This window comes from Providencia rustigianii, from assembly GCF_900637755.1.
Taxonomy (GTDB): Bacteria; Pseudomonadota; Gammaproteobacteria; order Enterobacterales; family Enterobacteriaceae; genus Providencia; species Providencia rustigianii.
The window spans coordinates 1,067,134-1,086,709 of record NZ_LR134396.1 but is presented as its reverse complement, the minus strand read 5'-3'; the positions used below and the strand labels follow the sequence as shown (position 1 = coordinate 1,086,709).

Annotated in this window: 19 protein-coding genes and 1 pseudogene; 14 read left to right on the top strand and 6 right to left on the bottom strand. The window is 40.8% G+C overall.

Annotated features, from left to right (window positions below; genetic code table 11):
* Window positions 1–122: 122 nt before the first annotated feature.
* A pseudogene (locus tag EL244_RS18370) lies at window positions 123–425 on the bottom strand (CPBP family intramembrane glutamic endopeptidase).
* 680 nt (window positions 426–1,105) lie between these two features.
* Between EL244_RS18370 and EL244_RS04885 the strand changes: the two are divergent.
* The 3 genes from EL244_RS04885 to EL244_RS04875 all read left to right on the top strand — a co-directional run bounded on the left by EL244_RS04885 (window position 1,106) and on the right by EL244_RS04875 (window position 2,990).
* Window positions 1,106–1,666: a hypothetical protein gene (locus EL244_RS04885; protein ID WP_126459172.1), complete on the top strand. Its 561-nt coding sequence runs from the start codon at window positions 1,106–1,108 to the stop codon at window positions 1,664–1,666.
* A gap of 139 nt (window positions 1,667–1,805) precedes the next feature.
* Complete coding sequence (locus tag EL244_RS04880) at window positions 1,806–2,351, top strand: hypothetical protein (RefSeq protein ID WP_126459169.1); 546 nt, start codon at window positions 1,806–1,808, stop codon at window positions 2,349–2,351.
* A 234-nt stretch (window positions 2,352–2,585) separates the two neighbouring features.
* Window positions 2,586–2,990 carry a hypothetical protein gene (locus EL244_RS04875; RefSeq protein ID WP_126459166.1) on the top strand — a complete coding sequence of 135 codons (405 nt, stop codon included), beginning with the start codon at window positions 2,586–2,588 and terminating at the stop codon, window positions 2,988–2,990.
* 144 nt (window positions 2,991–3,134) lie between these two features.
* Here EL244_RS04875 and EL244_RS04870 read toward each other — a convergent pair whose 3' ends face one another.
* The 4 genes from EL244_RS04870 to EL244_RS18365 are packed head-to-tail and all read right to left on the bottom strand — an operon-like array spanning window position 3,135 to window position 6,889.
* Window positions 3,135–3,635 (bottom strand): protein disulfide oxidoreductase, encoded by a 501-nt coding sequence (locus tag EL244_RS04870; RefSeq protein ID WP_115164049.1) that lies wholly within the window; start codon window positions 3,633–3,635, stop codon window positions 3,135–3,137.
* 7 nt (window positions 3,636–3,642) lie between these two features.
* Window positions 3,643–4,371 (bottom strand): DsbA family protein, encoded by a 729-nt coding sequence (locus tag EL244_RS04865; protein WP_006812811.1) that lies wholly within the window; start codon window positions 4,369–4,371, stop codon window positions 3,643–3,645.
* Window positions 4,368–6,446 carry a protein-disulfide reductase DsbD family protein gene (locus EL244_RS04860; RefSeq protein ID WP_126459163.1) on the bottom strand — a complete coding sequence of 693 codons (2,079 nt, stop codon included), beginning with the start codon at window positions 6,444–6,446 and terminating at the stop codon, window positions 4,368–4,370. Before EL244_RS04860 ends, EL244_RS04865 begins: the two co-directional genes overlap by 4 nt.
* Before the next feature lie 47 nt (window positions 6,447–6,493).
* Complete coding sequence (locus tag EL244_RS18365; RefSeq protein WP_006812813.1) at window positions 6,494–6,889, bottom strand: hypothetical protein; 396 nt, start codon at window positions 6,887–6,889, stop codon at window positions 6,494–6,496.
* Window positions 6,890–7,422: 533 nt separating this feature from the next.
* Here EL244_RS18365 and EL244_RS04850 point away from each other — a divergent pair.
* The 8 genes from EL244_RS04850 to nadD all read left to right on the top strand — a co-directional run bounded on the left by EL244_RS04850 (window position 7,423) and on the right by nadD (window position 15,894).
* Window positions 7,423–8,316, top strand: a complete 894-nt coding sequence (locus EL244_RS04850; protein WP_039854009.1) for a glutamate/aspartate ABC transporter substrate-binding protein — start codon at window positions 7,423–7,425, stop codon at window positions 8,314–8,316.
* 115 nt (window positions 8,317–8,431) lie between these two features.
* Window positions 8,432–9,172: an amino acid ABC transporter permease gene (locus EL244_RS04845; protein ID WP_006812815.1), complete on the top strand. Its 741-nt coding sequence runs from the start codon at window positions 8,432–8,434 to the stop codon at window positions 9,170–9,172.
* A 1-nt stretch (window position 9,173) separates the two neighbouring features.
* Window positions 9,174–9,854, top strand: a complete 681-nt coding sequence (gene gltK / locus EL244_RS04840) for a glutamate/aspartate ABC transporter permease GltK (protein WP_006812816.1) — start codon at window positions 9,174–9,176, stop codon at window positions 9,852–9,854.
* Window positions 9,851–10,576 carry an amino acid ABC transporter ATP-binding protein gene (locus tag EL244_RS04835; protein WP_006812817.1) on the top strand — a complete coding sequence of 242 codons (726 nt, stop codon included), beginning with the start codon at window positions 9,851–9,853 and terminating at the stop codon, window positions 10,574–10,576. Before gltK ends, EL244_RS04835 begins: the two co-directional genes overlap by 4 nt.
* A 488-nt stretch (window positions 10,577–11,064) precedes the next feature.
* Window positions 11,065–13,647: a leucine--tRNA ligase gene (leuS, locus tag EL244_RS04830; protein ID WP_126459160.1), complete on the top strand. Its 2,583-nt coding sequence runs from the start codon at window positions 11,065–11,067 to the stop codon at window positions 13,645–13,647.
* A 12-nt stretch (window positions 13,648–13,659) separates the two neighbouring features.
* Window positions 13,660–14,202, top strand: coding sequence for an LPS assembly lipoprotein LptE (gene lptE, locus EL244_RS04825; protein WP_039854010.1), 543 nt, complete (start codon window positions 13,660–13,662; stop codon window positions 14,200–14,202).
* Window positions 14,199–15,233 (top strand): DNA polymerase III subunit delta, encoded by a 1,035-nt coding sequence (gene holA / locus EL244_RS04820; RefSeq protein ID WP_006812820.1) that lies wholly within the window; start codon window positions 14,199–14,201, stop codon window positions 15,231–15,233. The genes lptE and holA overlap by 4 nt, the downstream gene beginning before the upstream one ends.
* A gap of 4 nt (window positions 15,234–15,237) precedes the next feature.
* Entirely contained in the window at window positions 15,238–15,894 is a 657-nt protein-coding gene (gene nadD, locus EL244_RS04815) for a nicotinate-nucleotide adenylyltransferase (protein ID WP_126459157.1), read from the top strand.
* Here nadD and EL244_RS18270 read toward each other — a convergent pair.
* A complete protein-coding gene (locus tag EL244_RS18270) occupies window positions 15,885–16,607 on the bottom strand; it encodes a YbgA family protein (RefSeq protein ID WP_126459154.1) in 723 nt (240 codons plus the stop codon). The genes nadD and EL244_RS18270 overlap by 10 nt on opposite strands.
* A gap of 246 nt (window positions 16,608–16,853) precedes the next feature.
* On the opposite strand from EL244_RS18270, the gene rsfS reads away from it, so the two are divergent.
* The 3 genes from rsfS to mrdA are packed head-to-tail and all read left to right on the top strand — an operon-like array spanning window position 16,854 to window position 19,575.
* A complete protein-coding gene (rsfS, locus tag EL244_RS04805) occupies window positions 16,854–17,180 on the top strand; it encodes a ribosome silencing factor (protein WP_112836351.1) in 327 nt (108 codons plus the stop codon).
* A gap of 2 nt (window positions 17,181–17,182) precedes the next feature.
* A complete protein-coding gene (gene rlmH / locus EL244_RS04800; RefSeq protein ID WP_039854013.1) occupies window positions 17,183–17,653 on the top strand; it encodes a 23S rRNA (pseudouridine(1915)-N(3))-methyltransferase RlmH in 471 nt (156 codons plus the stop codon).
* 32 nt (window positions 17,654–17,685) lie between these two features.
* Complete coding sequence (mrdA, locus tag EL244_RS04795; RefSeq protein WP_006812825.1) at window positions 17,686–19,575, top strand: peptidoglycan DD-transpeptidase MrdA; 1,890 nt, start codon at window positions 17,686–17,688, stop codon at window positions 19,573–19,575.
* Window position 19,576: the final 1 nt, after the last annotated feature.

Here is a 19,576-nt window from a genome sequence, read left to right as displayed (position 1 = left end):
AAAACAACAACTATATAAGCAACCATAAAAATAGCATAAGGATAAATTAAAAACTTAAAATATGTATTATTCAACTATTTATCCATACAAAATCCATAAAAGTTTAATGATGATGAGTTTCATTATTGATAATGACCATAACTAAGATCTAAGACTTTAAAATTAAAATTAAAATTAAAATTAAAAACATTAAATATAGAATGCGAAACAATAGGAAAAAGCACCTCTCCAGTTTTTACTCTTGCCATTGATAATATTATTGATACACATACAAAAAATAGAACAATAAAATAAGTTAAATCCAAACCTAGCATCATAAGCACTATAAATAATGAAGAAATTTATTGGGATAGCGAATAAAACTATTTTTGATTATTTTTTTTCAAAACATTAAACAAAACTCCACGAAATACAACCTCTTGAATTATTGGTTGAATAACAAAAGTAGAAATGCAAATAAAAAATTAGAATTAGATATTGATTTACCCATGACATATCTATCCACACCTATTTCAACACCAATTAACTTCCCAACTGAAAACAAAATAAAAATCATAGGTAAGGATAATGAAAATATGTAAAAAACCGTATTTTTCTTTATCAATCCAAGTGATATGGGGATATTTGTTTTATTATAAAAAACAATATAACAAAAATAATAATTAATTTAGAAAAATCAACCAAAAAACAGAATGACTCATTGACCGAGTAAAAATTATGGCTAATAAATAGTATTAAATAATTCTCGGAATAAAACAAAACAACAAGCATTGCTATTTACACTAAAAATCATCACCTAGTAGGCGGAAATGGCCTCCTCGCTGAACAAACCCATCTTGGCCGCAGCGTAGATAAAACCTGTAGTTTTACCTGAAGTCGGGATTGCGATATCTGGCTGACCTGAGCAGTTGTACGCTGAGCGGAAGTGTTATTATTCATGATGGAACCTTCGTATTGTTTATTTTTTGCCTACAACCAGTTTCACCACACTCCACCCACAGGCAAATACCTAATAACAAAAACACCTCACATATTTGACTTATGTTAGGTACAATCATTCAAATGTAAATTACTTAATTGGTTAAACAGCTATAAGGGACTATTAATGGCAAAAAGTGAGTTATACCAAATTTTTCAAAGCATACAGAATGACATTTACTGCAACAGTATTTCAGCGAACGTTATTAAGCTATTTGAAGTGTTTAATGAAACTGTATTCTGGATAGAGGTTATAGATTCGAACGTGGATAAGATGGGAGTGGGACTCTATGTAACGGAAGACGGAGTCGGGCCATTTCTTGATGCCTATATAACAGAACCCGATTCAGAGTCTCCACCTGAGAGCCTAAATAAGATTGAAACTAATGAAAAAACCACGTTTCGTAAATTTAATGGTGCTGAAATTTTATACCTAAGATCATCGATTGAATTTAATTTGGTAGTAATAGAAAGCGAAGATGAGTTATTTCCAATCTACGGTTCGATGTTTGGGGCTTATGTAGGCTACCTTTTGAGCCCCGAGGGCTCAGATGAAGATGCTAAAGTTAAAGCTATTCTTGCCAATTCTGAACTACTGAAGACAAGCTGGTCTACGACACAGATTTTATGTATGTCTACACTCATAGGAGCCATGCTTGTATTATTAGTATTAATTTTATTTTTTTAACAATTTTTATTACCTTCTTATAATGCGAGCTAGCCAATTCGCCCTTCTTGCCTTTTACCCTGGAAGGTCAATTTGCTGAATTCAATTATATAGTCATTATTTCAATTTCAAATCATTCGTTTATTTATAAGGAATTAAAATGAGCAGTAAACTTTTTAAAGCAAGTCAAGAGTTATTCAATAATCAAAACGATGATATAGATAAAAGCGAGGAACTTACCTTTCAATATTTATCGGTTTTTTTAGAAACCCATTTTTGGGTAGAGATAAAAGAGGTGTCAGAATCAAATATTCAGCTTTGCTTCCACAATCAGGATGGTTATGAAGGCCCTGTAATTAATGCAGCTATTGTTATGGATAATGCAGACAGCCCTCCAACTAAACTACTGAATGAAAAAAGTGAGGATACAACATTTCGGTCTATGTCAGGTATAGAGTTAATCAGTTTAAGACATCAAGTAGCCTTCAACGTTATGGCTTACGAAGTTGATAACCCCGAAAGGCTTATGCCTTTTAGTAACAAAATATTAACCTTTTATACGGAATACCTAATTAATGCTATTGACGAGGATGAATCACATCATACAGAGCAAGCCTCATTGAATACCAAGGCTAACATTGCCATTGGTTTGACATTTATTTTCATTGCTCTCGGAGCATTTACAATGTACTACACATATTTTTAATCTCGTGAAAGATGACCTTAAAACGACAATTCGTTAATCCGCCTCTCTGATCTTTTACCCAGAGAGGTCATATCACCGAGTTCGAAGATGCTCCGCTCGGAGTCACCGGAATGCATCGTAGAAAACATGGTTAAACAAGCATTTTAAAAAGTTACGCTAACCATTTTAATATAGTTAATATAAAACATTAGACAACATCCTGTGCTTAATTATTAGAGATAAGGTAATGTATTGATGCTAAAAAAATTTCAGGTAATAACAATTCTTTCAGCGTGTTTTGTTCTATTTGGGTGTGATGATGGCCCATCAGAAAAAGAGATAACTAAAGCTCTTAACGACAGATATGAGCAACGAAATAATCTAATTAAGCATAGTAAAAGCCCAATAAAAATAGAATCCATAGAAAAACTAGAAAACTGCAAAGTACAGGATGCTAGTTCTAATGTTTACGTTTGCCCAATAAAAATAATAGTTAGCCAACCAGACAGAATTCTCCCAATTCGAAATAAGTTTTTCAAAGACTATAACCTTGAGATGAGAAAAGAAAACGAAGAATGGGTGGCAGATGAAAAGGCTTGGGTGCTTTTAGAGTATACATTTACATTGACTCCAGCGTTAAAGTCAATTCAACGAAAGTAATTCACTTGTATTTTGTCCGAAATTGGCTTATTAGCTCCCAATAATGGACATTCTATACCTAGTCACATTAAGCCAATTCAAGGCCTCGCTAAATCTGAAGTGCCCCCATAAAGCTGGACACTTCAGGCAAAGGCTTTTTAGGGTTCAAAATGATGCTAGCCATAAACGGCTTTTCAGCCCGAGATAACTTGTCCAACCGGCAGTGAAACTCACCATTTCACCTTTATCTATTATCATAAAGGTGGGAGTTGCACTGACGCCAACAAGCCCCGCTAACTGGCCATTGATATCGTTGATAACAGGAAAGGTTAGATCTTTATTTGCCATGCCAGTAAGCAATCGCTGAGGATCTCCTGAACGAATTGCCACTGTCACGACAGGAACACCAGATTTAGCTAAATCTGAAACATTGGGGGATGTGGTATTGCATACACCACACCATGTCGCCCAAAAATAGATTAATACTGGCTGTTTTTCACTCAGCTCGGCAATAGAAACCACTTCTCCTGTTGCCAGAGTCTGTGGCTCCAATAATACAGGAGCTAAGCTTTGTGGTTTACGCCAAAAATCCATTACTGTAAAAGCAACCAATAAAATTAGTGCTAAAACAATAAGTTCTTTGGTCCACTTTTTTAGTCTCCCCATCGAATGATTATTTTACCTTACTGAGTTGTTCTTTAACGATCCGCTCAAATTCCTGTGCATCAACAGCCCCTGGGATCATCTCATCGCCCACCAATGTTGCAGGCGTTCCATTCACTTGTAGCATATTCGCCAGCTCTAAGTTTTTGCGGATAGCCGCACGACTCTCATCACTCGCTTTTAATTTGCCATTTCCCGTTGCCTGCAAGGCTTCTTTGATATTTGAATCAGACAGCATGCCTTGTTTTGCCATTAATTTTTGGTGCAACGCAAGGAACGCTTTTGGATTTTCTTTCCATAAAGTCATCGCTAATTGAGATGACTCCATGGACGTTTCTCCTTTAAAAGGAAGATATTTGATAACAACCGCAACATCTGGATTTTTCTTCACAATATCTTCTAACAGTGGGTCGAAACGTTTGCAGTACGGACAGTTAAAATCAGTAAAGTTAACTAAAACAAGCTTGGCATCTTTCGAGCCAATACGTGGACTTGTTGGATCATTAAATAAAGCATTATGCTGATCTTTTAATACCTGTTTCATCTGAGCTTGCTGCTTCTCACCTTGCTTGGCTTGTAGAGCAACAATCGCTTCTTCGAGAATTTCAGGGTTTTCAACCAATGTATCGCGAACTAACTTACGCACTTGCGCTTCTTGGTCTGCAGTTAATGGAGCCGCGTTCGCAGTTGCTCCAAGCATTAGCGAAGAGAATAAAACAGCTAGAATGGTCTTTTTCATTTTTTGGCTCCTTTGGCCTCATTCATAATTGATATTAAAACTTCACGATCAAGTATTGTTGACAGTATTTTCCCCTCTGTCAGATTAGGGCCATAAATTTGGTTAAACGGCACTGCGACTTGCCCACGCTTTTGTAAAAAAGCTGATATTTCAGGAGACGGTTTAGTCCAATCCCCTCTAAACGCAACCACATCCGGTTCGCTAAGTAATTGCTGGACATCATCTCTGAGCAGTACATTATATTTGTTAGCTTTACACGTGACACACCAGTCGGCGGTCACATCAATAAATACGCGTTTATTTTCAGCTAACGCCTGAGTGATCCCCTCTTCAGAGAGTGGCTGCCATTGAACACGATCACGAGCTAATGTCTGATTTCCCTGTTGCTGGTCTATCGCTACCCAAGTAAAAGCAGCCCCCAGCAATGAAAATAAGATAAAAGGGAAAATCGCTGCACGAATTCCTTTATTTTTCAGGATAAACAGCACCAGCAATAATAAAAATACCCCAGCAATAATGATGGTGTAAGTTGCACCAAAGTGGGGAATTAATAGACTAATCAACCATAAACAGGATACCAACATCATCAGCCCAAGAATGGCTCTCAGTTTCAGCATCCATGTTCCCGGTTTCGGAAGTAATTTAGCAATCACAGGGAAAGCGGCTATGAGTAGCCATGGCAAACTCATTCCAATACCTAGCGCGGTAAAAATGAGCCAGAGTTGTTCCATCGGTGCCGCCAATGCAAAGGCGACCGCTGTCCCCAAAAATGGTGCGGAGCATGGAGTTGCTAACAATGTTGCAAAAACTCCTTGCCAAAAATGACCACTGTTCCCATGCCCACCAGCGGTTGCTAGACGGGTATTGGTTTTACTTCCTAAACTAATTTCGAACAAACCGAATAAATTGGCAGTAAATAAGGCGGTGACAATAACCATAAATCCAATAAACCAAGGACTTTGGAACTGAATACCCCAGCCTACCGCTTGTTGACCAACTCGCAATAATGTAATTAACAATGCGAGCAACCAAAAAGAGACCAAAATACCGGATGACGAAAGTAGGAACTGACGGCGAATGGTATTTTGTTCCCCTTGAGGAACCAATAGGACAGAGCCTAATTTCATCGCCAGAACTGGCAAGACGCACGGCATCAAATTGAGAATCAATCCACCAAGGAGAGCAAAGAGTAGAATTTGCCATAAATCAATAGGTTGATTAGATTCACTAATAAACTGTGCCCCTGTAAATGGCACTACATCTGAAATAACTTGTTGAGATAACTCTCCATCAGTGACCACAAAGGAGACGGTTTTCCCAACTAAATTAGGAGACTCCCCTCCCCAATCATCGCTAACATCAATAGTTGCAGTTAACTTATCACCCGACGAGTTAATGGTGGGTACACCTAATGTGGCCCCATCGACAATATCGGTGAAAATATTGGGCGCTATCCACTCATTACCCGCAACTTTTTGCAGCTCAACAATCAACTGTTTTCCAGAGAAGCTGGTTTTCGATTGCTCAATCAAGCCATTGGTTGCTGGCACACTACCTTTTGCTTGGTTAAATGCCCAATTAAAATCAGCAGGTGCAGGCTCAGTTAAATCCAGTTCAAAAGGATAATCCGTTAAAATGCAGATATTACTGCACGTCGATAAGGTCAAGGTTCCCGATAACTTATCCAGTTTTTCACTGCTGGTTACCGTAATAGGGAAAATAACATCCCCCATATAGCCTTGAGTTGATACCCCTGCGACATCAAAACGCCCCGGAGTAGGCCACAACCAATCCGTAGTTTTTACCGGAGAGATCCAAGTAATTTCAGGCGCAACGCCCCCTTCCCCTGGTGAACGCCAGTAAGTCTTCCATCCTTCCTCGAGTTTTACGTCGAGTAAAATATCGATTTTGCCCTCTTCTTGTGCAGAACTGAGCAAACGAACTTGAACATGATTAGGGGTATTGTTTGGCATCCATCCCGTGTTTGCGGGTTGCAGCCAGCCAGTATCCGCAGCCTGTAAGCTGCTTGAAAATAGAGCGAATAGAACAAATAACCAGTTAATAAAGAAACGCATGAATCCTCCAGAATAAATGACAGCAACGAACAATACGCCGCGGCTTTCTAATCCCGAAGATTGCAGAATTGTAGGTGACGCCTAACACTTGGTGGGGCATGTATCTCTTCACGGTTTGCTCTATATATAAATAGTCTAGTGCAAAAGATAGCGAATGCAGCTAAAGAAAGAAATACAAAAAAGAAAGGTTCAATCACTGAGGGAACTATGGTGATCAACGATTTTGAACTTAACTCACACGTTGAAAGTTTCACTTCTTTAGAGTCCATCTGATTTGAATCAATCAGGACATCCGGTGCATTGAAGCTAGCTGTGTTCAGTGAGTGAGGCACTAAAAATGTTGCGAACAGACGCTCTCCGACGGCTCTTTGATTCATACAAAGTAAAACCATCAGACAGGCGAGTAGCACTAATCCATTACCCAATTTTAAAGGTCTGCTCATGTGCGTATCTGCTTATCGTCCTGAAATCGCAATAATTAGCTAATAATAAGTTAAATAGAGGTTACATACTACACAGCAAAATATTCTATTCAAGAGGCTACATTTAACTTTACAAATACGTAAATTCGGAAAAATCACTGCAATTTTCCCTTTATCTATAAAAGCGGCATAAAACTTGCAACTCTATTTTTGAAGAATGAAATACGGAACTGTTTTGCACTCTTTCAGTGCGCGATTATCAAATTTAGGCAATTTTTCACCATATTAGTGCTACGGCTCACAACTGCCTAAATAATATGCGAGATAGCTCCCGAATTTAAAACATTTCGTTTTCAAAACTCATAATTTTTAATTACTTTTTAACAATAATAAAACATACAGCTGATGATCTGGTGTTTATCCAAACCTCACGATACATCTGCAAACACAACACCACAAAACCAAAATAATTCGAGTAATGTGTCACGTGAAAGGCATGCGCAATCACCCGAAATATGGCGGATTTACACCGATGTTCTAAAGGAGCTGTAATTATGCGTATGAGCAAGCTTGTTTTAACAATGATGCTTTTGGGTGCGACCTGTGCAGTTCAAGCAGAAGAATTAAACGGTACTCTGAAAAAAATCAAAGATAATGGTGTGATCGTTGTTGGTCATCGCGAATCCTCTGTGCCTTTTTCTTATTATGATAATAGTCAGAAAGTTGTCGGTTACTCACAGGATTATTCCAACCAAATCGTTGACGCAGTGAAAAAGAAACTCAATATGCCTGATTTGCAGGTAAAATTAATTCCTATTACGTCACAAAACCGTATTCCACTGCTGCAAAACGGAACATTCGATTTTGAATGTGGCTCTACGACCAATAATTTAGAGAGACAAAAACAAGCGGCTTTCTCTAATACTATTTTCGTTGTAGGGACTCGCTTACTGGCTAAGAAAGATGCCGGCATTAAAGACTTTGCTGATTTAGCGGGGAAAAATGTCGTGGTAACTTCGGGAACAACCTCTGAAATTATCCTGAATCAGTTAAATGATCAGAAAAATATGAAAATGCGCATTATCAGTGCAAAAGACCACGGTGATTCTTTCCGTACTCTGGAATCCGGTCGTGCAGTTGCCTTTATGATGGATGATGCATTACTCGCAGGCGAGCGCGCTAAAGCTAAACAACCTGCTATCTGGGAAATCGTGGGCAAACCACAAACCCAAGAAGCATATGGCTGCATGTTGCGTAAAGATGACCCTCAGTTCAAAGCATTGATTGATGAAACTATCTCTACGGCACAAAAATCGGGTACAGCAGAGAAATCCTTCAATCGTTGGTTCAACCAACCTATCCCACCAAAAAATCTAAACTTGAACTTTACGTTATCTGATGAAATGAAAGCGCTATACAAATCACCAAATGATAAAGCATTAAACTAATAAAAAAGACAAACAGGGTATTACTGAAGTCAGAATCGCAAGGCGGTCGTTCCCGCCTTGCTTTCTCTGATCCTCAGTATTCGGGACAATCAAATTGCCCACAGGAAGTCATATTATGTCGATTAATTGGAATTGGGGGATATTCCTTGAGAATGCCCCATTTGGGAATACCACCTATTTAGGTTGGTTAATATCTGGCTTAGAAGTTACCGTCACGCTTTCTATCTGCGCATGGATCATCGCTTTTCTCGTTGGCTCATTTTTCGGTATTTTACGCACCGTTCCTAATCGCTTTTTAGCGTTTATAGGTACGGCTTACGTTGAATTATTTCGTAATGTTCCACTGATTGTGCAGTTCTTCACGTGGTACTTAGTGATCCCTGAACTACTTCCTCAATCAATTGGTGACTGGTTCAAGATGGAGCTAGATCCTAACTACCAGTTTTTTATCTCTTCTATGTTATGCCTTGGTTTGTTTACTGCCGCGCGGATGACCGAACAGGTTCGTGCAGCTATTCAATCCTTACCTAGAGGCCAGAAAAGTGCCGCATTAGCTATGGGGCTAACGCTACCGCAAACGTATCGCTACGTTCTGCTACCGAATGCTTACCGCGTGATCCTACCGCCAATGACATCGGAAATGCTGAACTTAGTCAAAAACTCTGCCATTGCATCCACCATTGGGCTCGTCGACATGGCGGCACAAGCTGGCAAGTTGTTGGATTATTCCGCTCATGCATGGGAATCATTCACGGCAATTACTTTAGCTTATGTCGGTATTAACTTAATCATCATGTTACTGATGAGCTTGCTTGAACGTAAAGTTCGCTTACCTGGCACATTAGGAGGGCGATAAGATGGCTTATCAATTTGATTGGAGTTCTATCGCACCAAGTATCCCATTCTTAGTAGACGGATTTATTATCACCGCCAAAATTACTGCGGCAGCAATTGTTGTGGGAATTGTCTGGGGAACGGCTCTCGCAATGATGCGTTTGTCGAATATTAAACTGCTGCGTTGGTTTGCTGCATTCTATGTAAATATGTTTCGCTCCGTTCCGCTGGTGATGGTGTTATTTTGGTTCTACTTAGTTGTGCCTAACTTATTACAAAATATTCTAGGCTTATCACCCAAAAATGATATTCGTTTGATATCCGCAGTGGTAGCCTTTTGCCTTTTTGAAGCGGCTTACTACTCGGAAATTATCCGTGCAGGGATCCAAAGTATCTCTAGAGGTCAGGCAAATGCCTCTCTTGCATTAGGGATGACACAGATGCAAACCATGCGCCTGATTGTCTTACCGCAAGCCTTTAAAGCTATGGTTCCGTTATTACTCACCCAAGGTATTGTGCTATTCCAAGATACCTCTTTAGTGTATGTTCTGGGGTTAACTGACTTCTTCAGAACAGCCACCAACATTGGTGAACGTGACGGTACGCAAGTTGAAATGATACTCTTTGCCGGACTCATCTACTTTATTTTTAGTTTCGGCGCTTCAATGTTAGTGAATTATCTTAAGAAAAGGACTGTCTCATGATTACCCTGAAAAATGTCTCTAAATGGTATGGCCAATTTCAGGTGCTCACCGATTGCACAACTGAAGTCAAAAAAGGCGAAGTTGTGGTTGTGTGCGGGCCTTCTGGTTCTGGTAAATCCACATTAATAAAAACAGTCAATGGGTTGGAGCCGATTCAACAGGGTGAAATTTTTGTTAACGATATCCAAGTCAATAATAAAAAAACTGACCTTGCCAAACTGCGCTCAAAAGTCGGCATGGTATTCCAGCATTTTGAACTCTTTCCTCATCTTTCGATTCTAGAAAATTTAACGTTAGCCCAAGTTAAAGTCTTAAACCGTGGCAAAAAGGCTGCCGAGGAAAAAGCCGTAAAACTACTGGAGCGTGTCGGGTTATCTAATCATGCAAATAAGTTCCCAGCACAATTATCGGGTGGGCAGCAACAACGTGTAGCGATTGCTCGCGCACTGTGTATGGATCCCATCGCGATGTTATTCGATGAACCCACTTCAGCCCTTGATCCAGAGATGATCAACGAAGTTCTGGATGTCATGGTCGAACTGGCAAATGAAGGAATGACCATGATGGTAGTGACCCATGAAATGGGATTTGCGAAAAAAGTAGCCAACCGAGTTATTTTTATGGATGAAGGAAAAATCATTGAAGACACTAAGAAAGAAGACTTCTTTGCCAATCCTAAATCTGATCGCGCTAAAGATTTCTTAGCAAAAATCCTGCATTAATTATCAACTATGTTGCAGAAAGCCCAATAGGGCTTTTTGCAACATTTTCTTATTGATACTCATCCCCGCGCCTTTTTCATGATGGATAACCTTATCTGCACTTGAAATCTCTCAAAAAATTCTCTAACGTGTTCTAAGTTCAAATAAAATATTGAATAATGCAATTTCCCTCTTAAATAGTTCAAGTTTTAGGTAGTAAATTGAATTATGATAGGCGAACGCTAACTATTTTGTGCGGCTCCTTGGCGATATATTTATAATGCCATCAATTTTGTAGCACAAAATATGACAAACAAGACGAACAGCAAGACCAAGTCCCTGTAAATTCATCTAATCAACGATTCATCGTTTTTTACAGACACAACGGCTTTGAGCATTGTTGTTACTGGGTGTGATCCGCTATGCTATGCGGTTCCGCTTTATAGAAAAAGACATTAACCTGCTACTCATTGAATGTAGCCACTATTCACCATAGGATTATCGGTGCCATGCAAGAACAATATCGTCCAGAAGATATAGAATCTAAAGTACAGCGTCACTGGGATGAAAAACAAACTTTCAAAGTGACTGAAGACAACAGCAAAGAGAAATACTACTGCCTGTCCATGCTACCTTACCCTTCTGGACGACTACACATGGGCCACGTACGTAACTACACCATTGGTGACGTAATCTCCCGTTATCAACGTATGTTGGGTAAAAACGTTCTTCAACCAATTGGTTGGGATGCATTTGGTCTGCCTGCTGAAGGCGCTGCGGTAAAAAACAATACTGCACCTGCACCTTGGACGTATGCCAATATTGATTACATGAAAGGTCAGCTGAAAATGCTGGGCTTTGGTTACGACTGGAACCGTGAAGTCACTACCTGTACCCCTGAATATTACCGTTGGGAGCAGTGGTTCTTCACTAAATTGTATGAAAAAGGTTTAGTTTATAAAAAAACCTCAGCGGTTAACTGGTGCCCACATGACTTAACGGTTCTCGCGAACGAACAAGTAATTGATGGCTGCTGCTGGCGCTGTGATACCCCCGTAGAACGCAAAGAAATCCCTCAATGGTTTATTAAAATCACTGATTATGCAGAAGAGCTGCTGAATGACTTGGATAAACTGGAAGATTGGCCAGAGCAAGTTAAAACCATGCAACGTAACTGGATTGGGCGCTCAGAGGGTGTGGAAATTACATTTGATGTTGCTGAGCGTGACGATAAATTAACCGTCTACACTACCCGTCCTGACACCTTTATGGGCGCAACTTACGTTGCAGTTGCTGCGGGTCATCCTTTAGCGCAACAAGCAGCAAAAAATAATCCTGAATTAGCCGATTTTATCGATGAGTGCCGTAATACCAAAACAGCGGAAGCTGATATGGCAACCATGGAGAAAAAAGGCGTTGCAACAGGTCTGTATGTTATCCATCCATTAACACAAGAGAAGCTACCAATTTGGGTCGCTAACTTTGTCTTGATGGAATACGGTACAGGTGCTGTTATGGCTGTTCCGGCTCATGACCAACGTGACTGGGAATTTGCACATAAATATAACCTGCCAATTAAAGCCGTTATTGGCGATGCTGAAGGCAATACTCCAGATTTATCGCAAGAAGCAATGACTGAGAAAAACGCGCTGATCAATTCGGGCGAATTCACAGGCTTAAGCAATGATGAAGGTTTCAATGCGATCGCTGACAAGCTGGTTTCTATCGGCGCAGGTCAACGTAAAGTCAACTATCGTTTACGTGACTGGGGTGTTTCCCGTCAACGTTACTGGGGCGCACCAATTCCAATGGCGACCTTAGAAGACGGTACTGTAGTTCCAATTCCAGAAGACCAATTACCGGTTATTTTACCGGAAGATGTCACCATGAACGGCATCACCAGCCCAATAAAAGCAGATCCAGAGTGGGCAAAAACCACTATCAATGGTCAGCCAGCACTGCGTGAAACTGACACTTTCGATACTTTCATGGAATCATCATGGTACTACGCGCGCTATACTTGCCCGCAATATGATGATGGCATGTTAGATCCGGAAGCCGCAAATTACTGGCTGCCAGTTGATCAATACATTGGTGGTATTGAACATGCCATCATGCACTTAATGTACTTCCGTTTCTTCCACAAATTAATGCGTGATGCTGGGTTAGTTACCTCAGATGAGCCAGCTAAACGTTTATTGTGCCAAGGTATGGTGCTAGCGGATGCATTCTATTATACCGGCAGTGATGGTCATCGTGTGTGGGTATCTCCAGCGGATGCGATTGTTGAACGTGATGATAAGAATCGTATTATTAAAGCCGTAGACAGCGAAGGTCATGAACTGGTTTATACTGGTATGAGCAAGATGTCTAAATCTAAGAACAACGGAATTGATCCTCAGTTGATGGTGGAAAAATACGGTGCCGATACCGTCCGTCTGTTTATGATGTTCGCTGCGCCACCAGAATTAACTCTGGAATGGCAAGAGTCTAGTGTTGAAGGTGCTAACCGTTTCGTACGTCGTGTATGGCGTTTAGTTCACGAGCATTCACAAAAAGGTGCAACTCAACCATTAGACATCAGCGCATTAACTACTGAACAAAAAGATTTACGTCGTGACCTGCATAAAACTATCGCTAAAGTGACTGACGATATTGGTCGCCGCTACGCATTTAATACTGCAATTGCGGCAATCATGGAGTTCATGAACAAATTAGTTCGCGCTCCACAAGAAACCGAGCAGGATCGTGCTTTAGTTCAAGAGTCATTGGATGCGATTGTGCGTATGTTATCGCCAATTATTCCGCATGCATGTTTCGAAATGTGGCAAGCACTAGGTCATAAAGACGATATCGATTTTGCTGACTGGCCAGTTGCTGATGAGCAAGCTATGATCGACGATACCAAGCTGGTCGTTGTTCAAGTTAACGGTAAAGTTCGTGGACGTATTACCGTTCCTGCTGATGCTAACCAAGAATTCGTATTGGAAATGGCATCTCAAGAACCTAGTGTCTCCAAATACCTTGAAGACGTGACTATCCGCAAGGTTATTTACGTTCCAGGTAAATTACTGAACTTAGTTGTTGGCTGATAAGGAGCCCAAGTGCGCTATCTGATAACTTTATTCCTCAGCCTGTCGGTGCTTGTCACCGCAGGTTGCGGTTTTCGTCTTCAAGGAACAACCCAGCTTCCGGAAGAATTGAAAACACTGCAACTCAGTTCTGGTTCACCTTATAGCTACCAAACACGAGCGGTCAGGGAACAACTCAGACTAAACAACGTGACCATTTTAGATTCTGGTCGCGCAGATGTGCCTATCTTAAAAATAGTCGGTTCATCTGAAAGTACTGACACCGTTTCTATTTATCAAGATGGTAAAGCGGCAGAGAAACAATTGACGTTGGTCATGAAGGCGCAAGTCTTAATGCCTGATGGCACAATTTATCCGCTGGAAACCAAAGTTGTTCGTACTTTCTTCGATAACCCGTTAGAAGCATTGGCAAAAGATGCGGAAAACGAAATCGTAAAACAAGAAATGCAAGAACAAGCGGCACGCAGTATTGTGCGCAAGTTACTGCTAGTACACAGTGCTGAGCTTGAAAAAGCTAAAGCGCAAGCTGCTGAGAAGCCTGTAGCGCAGCAATGATACGCATTTATCCTGAACAGCTGGCCTCTTCGTTACAAGAGTCTCTAAGAGGCCGCTATCTCATTTGGGGCTCCGAGCCCCTCCTTATTCAGGAAAGCCAAGATGCTATTCGCCAAGCTGCACTCCAGCAAGGTTTTGAAGAGCATTTTACGTTTTCATTAGAGCAAAATACCGATTGGGATGAAATTTTTAGCCTTTGTCAGGCATTAAGTTTATTTGCCAGTCGCCAGATGCTTACTCTATTTTTACCTGAAAATGGCCCTAATGCTGCGATGGCAGAAAAACTTCTGCAACTCGCAGGGTTACTTCATCCAGACCTACTTTTAGTCTTACGTGGACATAAACTAACTAAAGCTCAAGAAAACAGCGCTTGGTTTAAAGCTATCAGCCAAGATGGTGTTTATATTAGTTGTTTAACCCCTGAATATCAGCGGCTCCCTCAGTGGGTGTCAAAACGTGCAAGCCAAATGCGCTTAACGTTGGAAACCGAAGCTAACCAATTACTGTGCTACTGCTATGAAGGGAACTTGTTAGGTTTAGCGCAAGCTCTTGAGCGGCTTTCACTACTGTATCCTGATGGAAAGCTCACCTATCCGCGTGTAGAAAGTGCCGTGAATGATTCTGCACACTTCACACCATATCACTGGGTAGATGCTGTTTTAGCCGGCAAATCACGTCGTTCATGGCACATTTTAGAGCAACTAGAACGAGAAGATATCGAACCTGTTATTTTACTGCGGGCTATTCAGCGCGAGTTAATGCTGATGATTACATTAAAACGTCAGTCATCAACGACACCACTGAAAACCTTATTTGACCAACATAAAGTATGGCAAAACCGTCGCGGTCTATTAGGGGAGGCAATACAGCGCTTAAGTCTATATCAATTACAATCAGCATTGATGCTACTGACCCAAGCCGAAATTCATACCAAACAAGATTTTGCCAATTCCTCTTGGTCAGACCTACAATCTTTGTCCATGCTATTATGCGGTAAAACAGACGCAGAACATTTTATTCAACATAGGTAAGTGTATGACCTGTAAACCTCAAGGCCTTCAGGCATTATTTGGCGGTACTTTCGACCCGATTCATTACGGGCACTTGCGCCCAGTCGAAGCCCTTGCCAAACAAGTCGGCTTACAAAGAGTCATTCTATTACCTAATCATGTTCCGCCCCATCGCCCACAACCTCAAGCCTCACCAATGCAGCGTTTGGAGATGGTACAACTCGCGGTTCAAAATAACCCTTTATTTACCATTGATACTCGAGAACTGCAAAAGAGCACGCCCTCATATACTCTTGAAACTTTAAGTGAATTACGTGAAGAGTTGGGAAGTACTCAACCACTGGCCTTTATTATTGGGCAGGATTCACTGCTATCTATCAATACTTGGTATGGATGGGAGCAACTTTTAGACAAATGTCATTTATTGGTTTGTGCTAGACCAGGATATTCTACTCACTTTGCTGATCCGCAAATGCAACAGTGGCTCAATCAACATCAAACGGATAATCCTCGCCAGTTAAGTCTGCAAGCAAAGGGGCTTATCTTTATTGCTGACACCCCTCTAGTTAATATTTCAGCCACTGAAATTCGTCAAAAATTAAGCTCAGGGGATTCATGTAATGATTTAATTCCTCATGCCGTTTTAGAATATATTCAGGCTCATCACCTTTATCAAGAATAAGGTAATACCCTGACCTGCTCACAATGAGGATATGGCTCAAAATAATATTGTTCACTTAAATAGCTATCAGGATATTGAATAAGTAACTGCCGCATCATCAATAATGGCTGGTTTATCGGTATTTTCCCGTCACGATAATCATTAATTAACGCCAATAAATGCTTTTTCTCATCTTTTGTAGCCCTACGTTTAAAATATCCTTGCATGTGGCTAAGCGCATTAACTTGAATATTTTTAGGTGGCATTAATGCAAAGGTCTCCATTAAGCTCGCTTTATATTGTGCAAAAAACAATTTCAAATCATCGCCTTTTTTAATCCCTGCAACTAGCTTACCAGTCAATTGATAGCCAGTCGGTGAATACGCCATGATGAGATACTTATGCTGACTATGAAATAGAATAATTCCATGGTGCGTTAACTGCTGGGCCAATATTTCAAGCCGTTGTAAAAGATACAATTGTGTAAAAAAATGGTCAAGTTGCTGCACATTTTGCCATTGAGTGTCAGTTATAACCGGTAAACTCGCAGGAAAAAATGCCAGTATTTTTTGAGCATGGCGGTGCGGAAAAATAATTCCTACAATTTCATCGCTGGTTTGATTAAATTCTTCTGGTGAAAAACACGTCACAATGGAATGGGTTAATTGCTGTATTTCACTAGATGGATAAGTGATTCCATCTAGTATTAAAACTTTTGGTTTAATTAATTGCACATTATCTCTCTTATCCTAAAATACTTCTGGAGTAGTGAAGATGAGTAACTTTGTAAAGTTAATACAAATTTGTTGCTCAATGGGCGATATATCCCTATAAATTGCCCTCCTACGCCAATAAAAAATAATTTAGCCGATTTTTCCGAAAATCTAGGGTAAAATGGCATCGCTTTGCTGGGGGCAATCCCGAGGAAAGAAAAACTACAAATAGTGTTTAACAAGATATTCTATCAATTTGAATAAAAGGTGAACCTTTTGCAAGGAACTGAACTCCAAAAATTTATTATCGATCAACTTGAAGATGCTAAAGCTGAAGACATCATTTCGATCGACGTTAATGGGAAATCGAGTGTTACCGACCAAATGATTATCTGCACAGGAACATCAAGCCGTCATCTGATGTCTGTTGCTGATCGCTTGATCGATGCTTGCCGTAAACAAGGCTTAATGCCGCTAGGTGTTGAAGGACAAGGTATTTCTGACTGGATTGTTGTCGATCTTGGCGATGCCATTGTTCACATCATGCAAGACGAAAGCCGTCGCATGTATGAACTTGAAAAGCTTTGGAGCTGAGTTTGAAATTACAACTCATCGCTGTAGGTACAAAAATGCCGGACTGGGTCCAGACCGGCTTTATGGATTATCTCCATCGTTTTCCAAAAGATATGCCGTTTGAATTAACCGAGATTCCAGCTGGGAAACGCGGGAAAAATGCGGATATTAAACGCATTCTTGAAAAAGAAGGCGAATTAATGCTCGCGGCTGTAGGTAAAGGAAATCGCATCGTCACCTTAGATATTCCAGGTGATCGTTGGGATACCCCACAACTTGCCATTCAGTTAGATAAATGGAAACAAGATGGTCGCAATGTCAGTTTATTGATTGGTGGTCCTGAAGGCCTAGCACCTGCTTGCAAAGAGGCTGCGGAACAAAGCTGGTCATTATCGGCATTAACACTGCCCCATCCGCTCGTTCGCGTCCTTGTCGCGGAAAGTCTTTATCGAGCATGGAGCATTACGACTAACCACCCATATCATCGGGAATAGTCAGGTATTAATTTGTACATAATGGCAATGGGATGAAACAACAACGCACCCCTTTTCGCGACCATACCGCTGAATCAGTTTTGTTTATTCGCCGAGCATTAATTGCTTTCGGCGTCATTGTCATACTTACTTCAATCCTCATTACCAATTTGTATCATCTACAAATTGTACGTCATGACGATTATCAGACGCGCTCCAATGACAACCGCATAAAATTAGTCCCCATCGCGCCAAGCCGCGGCATCATTTATGACCGTAAAGGGACGCCATTAGCCTTAAACAGTGCATTTTATCAGCTTGAGATTGTCCCTGAAAAAGTTGAAAACTTACAGGATACCCTAGATAAACTGCGCAATATTGTCGATCTTAGCGATGAAGATATTGTCAATTTCGAAAAAGAACGTAAACGTTCTCGCCGTTTTACGTCGATTGCGTTAAAAACACAGCTTAATGAAGTTCAAGTTGCACGTTTTGCTGTAAATCAATATCGTTTTCCCGGCTTAGAAGTTAAAAGTTATCAACGCCGTTCATATCCTTATGGTTCAGCATTAACTCATGTCATCGGCTATGTGGCAAAAATCAACGATAAAGACGTAGAACGCCTCGATAAAGAAGGTTTACTACCCAATTATGCTGCCAGCCATGATATCGGGAAATTAGGTATTGAACGCTATTATGAAGACGTTCTACATGGAAAAACGGGATATGAAGAGGTTGAGGTTAACAGCCGTGGGCGCGTGATCCGCCAGCTACATGAGCAACCACCTCAAGCAGGTCGTGATATCTATTTAACTATCGACCTTGAATTACAATCTTATATCGAGAAAATCCTCACCACTAGCCGAGCGGCTGTTGTAGTCACTGACCCTCGTAATGGAGAGATTCTCGCACTGGTATCTACGCCGAGTTACGATTCAAACTTATTCGTTAACGGGATATCCAATAAAGATTACCAAGCACTATTAAATAACCCGAATAGGCCGTTAATCAACCGTGCAACTCAAGGGCTATATCCACCTGCATCAACGGTTAAACCCTTTATTTCTGTCGCTGCATTAAGTGAAAAAGTCATCACGCCAAACACGACTATCTTTGACCCAGGTTGGTGGCAGCTGCCCGGTTCTGAAAAACGTTATCGTGACTGGAAGCGTTGGGGTCATGGTAAATTAAATGTGGTGAAATCAATTATTGAATCTGCGGATACCTTCTTTTATCAAGTAGCCTATGACATGGGAATTGATCGTTTATCGGCGTGGATGACAAAATTTGGTTTTGGTGAATACACGGGAATTGACCTCTCCGAAGAGCGCCAAGGGATCATGCCAACCCGTGAGTGGAAACAAAAACGTTATAAAAAGCCTTGGTATCAAGGTGACACCATTCCTGTAGGTATAGGACAAGGCTACTGGACAGCAACACCGATTCAGATGTCTAAAGCGTTAATGACCTTGATTAATGACGGGCAAATTAAAACGCCACACTTGCTCTATGGGACGAAATTAGGCAATGCGATGGTGCCTTATGAAGAGAAAGAAACCAAACAGATTGGCGATATCCATTCCGGGTACTGGGAGCTGGCTAAAACGGGTATGTATGGAGTTGCGAATGCACCAAACGGAACAGGTAAACGCAGCTTTGTTGGTACACCTTATAAGGTTGCAGCCAAATCAGGTACTGCCCAAGTATTTAGTTATGAAACCTATAACGCAAGTAAATTGGCAGAACATCTACGCGACCATAAACTGATGATTGCCTACGCACCGTATGACAAACCAACTATTGCCGTTGCAATCATTCTTGAGAATGGCGGCGCAGGTCCTGCTGTTGGTGATATTGTACGTCAAATCTTTGACCATGTGCTATTAGGTGATAACAATACCCAAGTCGAAAGCGCAGGCGTAAGTGCAGAGGAAGACCGTTAAT